The organism is Streptococcus sp. HMSC034E03, assembly GCF_001811505.1.
Taxonomy (GTDB): Bacteria; Bacillota; Bacilli; order Lactobacillales; family Streptococcaceae; genus Streptococcus.
Genome location: NZ_KV804996.1, coordinates 25,780 through 31,974, shown reverse-complemented (window position 1 = coordinate 31,974; position 6,195 = coordinate 25,780). Strand labels below are relative to the sequence as shown.

The window sequence follows — 6,195 nt, the reverse complement described above, 5'->3', positions numbered from 1 at the left end:
AAATCATCAAGTACCAGGTAATCAACCTCTTTTAGCATTCTTGAGTAGTGCCCCTCTAGACTAGTAGGAGAGTTAAAACTCTCTCTAACTCGTCTAAGGATTTCTGTTAGATTGACAAATAACACACTTTTAGGCTCTCCTTTGGCCTTGTAGCCTTCGTTTATAGCTTTAGCAATAGCTACGCTCAAATGGCTTTTCCCTATGCCTGTAGATCCTGTAAATAGGGTATTCCCTGTCATGCCGTCCAGGTATTTATCTACCTGCTCCCTAGCAAATGCTAATAGCTGTTTTTTCTCGGCTGTCTCAGCTATGAAATTCTCAAAGCTAGCCTCTTTAAGCTCTCTAGGGATTGTACTATCTCGCATCAGTACATTATAGGTCTTTAGGTAGGTCTCAGCATTCAACCAATAAACGCATTTTACAGTATGGTGTAGTCCTTCAAGCCCTGCCCTCAAATCCTGCAAGGGATACCATCGTACCACGCAAAGCCAAAAAGACACTAACAAAAAGCAAGTATCTAAACGATACGGATTTAAAAAAATTCCTCGATTACCTGGACGGTTTGGACAATACCTATAAAAATTTTTACGATACCGTCCTATATAAAACTCTACTCGCCACTGGTTTACGGATTGGGGAATGTCTAGCCCTCGAATGGTCAGATATTGACTTACAAGACGGGACTATCTCAGTAACAAAGACGCTAACCTTTTAGGAACGCTAAACAGCCCCAAAAGTAAAAGCGCTATCCGAACGCTTGATCTTGATAAAAAAACTCTACTCATGCTTAGACTTTACAAAGCAAGACAAGCAGAAAACGGGCTGACTATTGGTATCAGCTACCAAAAAGTATTCCCTAATAGTTTTGACGAATACAAAAAAACTAACCGCCTGCAATACCGCTTAAAAGAGCACTTGAAAAAGGCTGACTGCCCAATCCTAGGTTTTCACGCATTCCGCCATACCCACGCTAGTATCTTGTTAAACGCTGGACTAGGTTATAAAGATATTCAAACTAGGTTAGGTCATTCAAAAATCTCCATGACCATGGATATATACAGCCACCTATCTGAAACGAACCAAAAAAAGACCGCTGCAGTGTTTGAAATGGCTCTTGAAAAGTTAAAAAGTTCCTAAAAAGTTCTTAAAACAAAATATAGAGTATCAAAAAAAGCTGTCATATTGGCATATATTCATTTTTCTGCTATAATCGTATAAAATACTTACTTTAGGAGTTCTTATGAAGGTTGTTAAATTTGGTGGAAGCTCGCTTGCATCTGCTAGTCAGTTAGAAAAAGTTTTAAATATTGTCAAAAGTGATCCAGAACGTCGTTTTGTGGTTGTATCTGCACCTGGTAAACGAAATTCTGAAGATACCAAGGTGACAGATGCCTTGATTAAATACTACCGCGACTATGTAGCTGGTAACGATATCAGTAACCGTCAAAACTGGATTATTGATCGTTATGCTGCTATGGTTAGTGAGCTAAAACTCAAACCAACAGTTCTAGAAAAAATTTCAAAAAGCATCCGTGCTCTTGCAACTCTTCCAATTGAAGACAATGAGTTTCTCTACGATACTTTCTTAGCAGCGGGAGAAAATAATAACGCCAAGTTGATTGCAGCCTACTTTAACCAAAATGGCTTGGAAGCACGTTATGTCCATCCAAGAGAAGCTGGGATTGTGGTCACTAGCGAGCCTGGAAATGCACGTATCATCCCATCAAGTTACGATAAAATCGAGGAATTGACAAATTCAACTGAAGTTCTTGTTATCCCTGGTTTCTTCGGTGTTACTAAAGAAGATCAAATTTGTACCTTCTCACGTGGGGGGTCAGATATTACTGGGTCTATCATTGCTGCTGGTGTCAAAGCTGACCTCTATGAAAACTTTACTGATGTAGATGGAATCTTTGCAGCTCACCCTGGTATTATCCATAAACCACACTCTATCCCTGAATTGACCTACCGTGAAATGCGTGAATTGGCCTATGCAGGATTCTCTGTACTACACGATGAAGCACTTCTACCTGCCTACCGTGGGAAAATTCCTCTTGTCATTAAAAATACCAACAATCCTGAGCATCCAGGTACTCGTATCGTTCTAAAACACAGTAGTGATGAATTTCCAGTTGTAGGAATTGCTGGTGATTCAGGATTTGTCAGCATTAATATGTCTAAGTATTTGATGAACCGCGAAATCGGTTTTGGTCGTAAAGTTCTTCAGATTCTTGAGGACCTTAATATTGGTTGGGAACACATGCCAACTGGTATCGATGACCTGTCTATCATTTTACGTTCACGAGAATTGACTCCGATTAAGGAAGAAGAAATCCTTCGTCAGTTAGTTCAAAAAGCAGAGGTAGACCACGCTGAAATCGAACACGACCTCTCTATCATTATGATTGTTGGGGAAAAAATGAAGCGTCATATCGGGGTAACTGCTACAGCCACTCGTGCCTTATCTGAGAACAACATCAACATCCAAATGATGTCACAAGGTTCTAGTGAAGTTTCTATCATGTTTGTTGTCCATAAAGACCAAGAAAAAGCCGCTCTTAAAGCTCTCTATCAAGCATTTTTCGGTGAAAATAAGGAAGACTAAATATGGCACAATCCCTCAATAAGGTCGTCGACTTGCAAACAACTGGAACTTCCTATCTCTCCATTACAGGAAAGGTTGGAAAATTTCTGGTCGGAGATCATGCCTTAGAATTTTACGCAGACCGTAATGTCGAGGACTATATTCAAATTCCATGGTCCAGCGTTAACCAAATTGGAGCCAATGTTTCAGGTCGCAAGGTTAGTCGGCATTTTGAAGTCTTTACAGATCAAGGAAAATTTCTCTTCGCCTCAAAAGACTCTGGAAAAATCCTTAAGATTGCTCGCGAAAAACTAGGCAATGACAAGGTCGTCAAACTTCCTACCCTGATTCAGACAATTAGCCAAAAATTTAAAAATCTATTTGCAAAAAAGTAGAAACTTTAGTATAATCATAGCAACGGATAAGTAGGTTATCTTCTTCTTTCAGAAAGTCTGCGGATGCTGCGAGCAGATAGGAGGGATAGGTGAAATTCTACCGTTAGTAACAATTACATACACAATCAAGTGCACACCTGTGAAGTTGGATGGAACCGTGGCCCTGCCACTCCAACGCTTTGTCAGGTGTGCTTTTTTCACAAAGGAGTTCTTATGTTAGATATCAAACGTATTCGTACAGACTTTGATGCTGTCGCAGAAAAATTGGCTACACGTGGTGTAGATGCTGCTGTCTTAAATGAAATGAAAGAAATCGATGCTAAACGTCGTGACATCTTGGTCAAGGTTGAAACTTTAAAAGCAGAACGTAACACAGTTTCTGCTGAGATTGCCCAAGCTAAGCGCAACAAGGAAAATGCAGATGACAAGATTGCTGCCATGCAAACTCTATCTGCTGAGGTCAAAGCCTTGGATGCTGAATTGGCAGAAATCGATGCTAAATTGACAGAATTTACCACTACTCTTCCAAATATTCCAGCTGATAGCGTTCCTGTTGGGGCTGACGAAGACGACAATGTGGAGGTTCGCCGTTGGGGTACTCCACGCGAGTTCGATTTCGAGCCAAAAGCTCACTGGGATCTTGGCGAAGACCTTGGTATCCTTGATTGGGAACGTGGCGGTAAGGTAACAGGAGCTCGCTTCCTCTTCTATAAAGGACTCGGTGCTCGTTTGGAACGTGCCATCTACAACTTTATGTTGGATGAACATGGAAAAGAAGGCTATACGGAAGTCATCACGCCTTACATGGTTAACCATGATTCTATGTTTGGGACTGGTCAATATCCAAAATTCAAGGAAGATACTTTTGAACTCAGCGACAGCAATTATGTCCTTATTCCTACAGCTGAAGTTCCTCTAACAAACTACTACCGTGATGAAATCCTTGACGGTAAAGACCTGCCAATCTACTTCACTGCTATGAGCCCATCATTCCGTTCTGAGGCTGGTTCTGCTGGTCGAGATACTCGTGGCTTGATTCGTTTGCACCAATTCCATAAGGTTGAAATGGTTAAATTTGCTAAACCAGAAGAATCTTACGAAGAATTGGAAAAAATGACAGCCAACGCTGAAAATATCCTTCAAAAACTTAACCTTCCATACCGTGTCGTTGCTCTCTCTACAGGAGATATGGGCTTCTCAGCTGCTAAAACTTACGACTTGGAAGTTTGGATTCCAGCACAAAATACCTACCGCGAGATCTCAAGCTGTTCAAATACTGAAGATTTCCAAGCACGTCGTGCGCAAATCCGTTACCGTGATGAAGCCGATGGTAAGGTTAAACTTCTCCACACCTTGAACGGTTCTGGACTTGCTGTTGGACGTACCGTCGCTGCTATCCTTGAAAACTATCAAAACGAAGATGGTTCTGTAACAATTCCTGAAGTTCTTCGTCCATACATGGGTGGAGCTGAAGTTATCAAACCATAACATTTTCAGATAAAAAAAGAGGAAGCTGAGCTTCCGCTTTTTTAGTAATGTCTAAAAAACAGGTAGAAAATTCTCATTTCTACCTGTTATTTTTATTTCTTAGTAACCACCCATCATTGATGGATCCATAGCTGGAGCTGGTGCTACAGGTTCTGGTTTGTTGGCCACAACGGCTTCTGTTGTCAAGATAAGACTAGCTACTGAAGCTGCGTTTTGAAGGGCTGAACGGCTAACCTTAACAGGGTCGATAATACCTGCTTCAATCATGTTCACCCATTCACCTGTCGCAGCGTTGAAGCCTGTACCAAGCTCTGCATTTTTCAAACGATCAATAACGATTGAACCTTCATAACCTGCATTGTAAGCGATTTGACGTACAGGTTCTTCCAAGGCACGAAGAACAATGTTGCGTCCTGTTGCTTCATCACCTTCTAACTCTAAGGAAGCAACAGCAGAGATAACATTAACAAGGGCAGTACCACCACCTGCAACGATTCCTTCTTCAACAGCTGCGCGAGTCGCATTGAGAGCATCTTCGATGCGGAGTTTCATTTCTTTCAATTCAGTTTCAGTTGCAGCACCGACCTTAATAACTGCTACACCACCTGATAATTTAGCCAAGCGTTCTTGGAGTTTTTCACGGTCAAATTCTGAAGTTGTTGTTTCAATTTGTGACTTGATGACAGCAATACGGTTAGCAATTGCTTCAGGATTACCTGCACCTTCTACAATGACTGTACTATCTTTATCAACAGACACTTTAGCTGCTTGACCAAGTGCTTCAATGGTAGCATCTTTCAATTCAAGACCAAGATCTTCTGTGATAACAGTTCCACCTGTCAAAATTGCGATGTCTTCCAACATTGCTTTACGACGGTCCCCGAAACCTGGTGCCTTAACAGCAACTACGTTGAAAGTACCACGAATCTTGTTCAAAACAAGGGTTGGCAGAGCTTCACCATCAACATCATCTGCAATAATCAAGAGCGGACGGCTACTTTGAAGGATACTTTCTAGAAGTGGCAATATTTCTTGGATATTTGAAATCTTCTTGTCAGTGATTAAAATGTATGGATTTTCAAGGTCTGCAACCATTTTTTCATTATCAGTCACCATATACTGTGAGAGGTAACCACGGTCAAATTGCATTCCTTCTACAACTTCAAGCTCGGTTTCCATACCACGTGATTCTTCAATGGTGATGACTCCATCTTTACCAACTTTTTCCATGGCTTCAGAGATGTACTCACCAACTTTTTCAGAGCGAGAGGATACGGCAGCGACTTGTGCAATAGCTTCCTTGCTTGATACTGGAATGGCATTGTTCTTCAAGGCTTCTACAGCTGTAGCAACCGCTGCTTCAATCCCTCGACGAATACCGATTGGATTTGCTCCTGCTGTAACGTTTTTGATCCCTTCACGAACAATAGCTTGGGTCAAAACTGTTGCAGTTGTTGTCCCGTCACCCGCGATATCATTGGTTTTAGAAGCTACTTCTGATACCAATTTGGCACCCATATTTTCAAAATGGTCTTCTAGTTCGATTTCTTTAGCGATGGTTACACCGTCATTGGTAATCAATGGTGAACCAAATGATTTTTCAAGAACGACGTTACGTCCTTTAGGACCCAAGGTTACTTTAACTGTATCAGCTAGAATATCAACACCACGGACCATTGCTGAACGCGCATCAGATGAAAATTTAATCTCTTTTGACATACTTATTTC

General features: G+C 41.3%; 5 protein-coding genes and 1 pseudogene. 4 read left to right on the top strand and 2 right to left on the bottom strand.

What is annotated here, in order from left to right; all coding sequences use genetic code 11:
• A partial coding sequence (locus tag HMPREF2805_RS07570; protein ID WP_148131631.1) for a DnaA ATPase domain-containing protein occupies positions 1–365 on the bottom strand: 365 nt, incomplete at its 3' end.
• A gap of 32 nt (positions 366–397) precedes the next feature.
• Between HMPREF2805_RS07570 and HMPREF2805_RS10780 the strand changes: the two are divergent.
• From HMPREF2805_RS10780 to serS, 4 genes and pseudogenes are all read left to right on the top strand, one after another.
• Positions 398–1,137: pseudogene (locus tag HMPREF2805_RS10780) on the top strand (tyrosine-type recombinase/integrase); the annotation flags it as partial.
• Between the two features lie 103 nt (positions 1,138–1,240).
• Positions 1,241–2,605 carry an aspartate kinase gene (locus HMPREF2805_RS07560; RefSeq protein WP_075232017.1) on the top strand — a complete coding sequence of 455 codons (1,365 nt, stop codon included), beginning with the start codon at positions 1,241–1,243 and terminating at the stop codon, positions 2,603–2,605.
• Positions 2,606–2,607: 2 nt separating this feature from the next.
• Positions 2,608–2,979 carry a DUF956 family protein gene (locus HMPREF2805_RS07555; protein WP_075232016.1) on the top strand — a complete coding sequence of 124 codons (372 nt, stop codon included), beginning with the start codon at positions 2,608–2,610 and terminating at the stop codon, positions 2,977–2,979.
• A 213-nt stretch (positions 2,980–3,192) separates the two neighbouring features.
• The gene (serS, locus tag HMPREF2805_RS07550; protein ID WP_075232015.1) at positions 3,193–4,467 is read left to right on the top strand and encodes a serine--tRNA ligase; all 1,275 of its coding nucleotides are present in this window, start codon (positions 3,193–3,195) and stop codon (positions 4,465–4,467) included.
• 99 nt (positions 4,468–4,566) lie between these two features.
• On the opposite strand, the gene groL is transcribed toward serS, so the two are convergent.
• On the bottom strand, positions 4,567–6,186 hold the full coding sequence (gene groL, locus HMPREF2805_RS07545) for a chaperonin GroEL (protein ID WP_075232014.1): 1,620 nt from the start codon (positions 6,184–6,186) through the stop codon (positions 4,567–4,569).
• Positions 6,187–6,195: the final 9 nt, after the last annotated feature.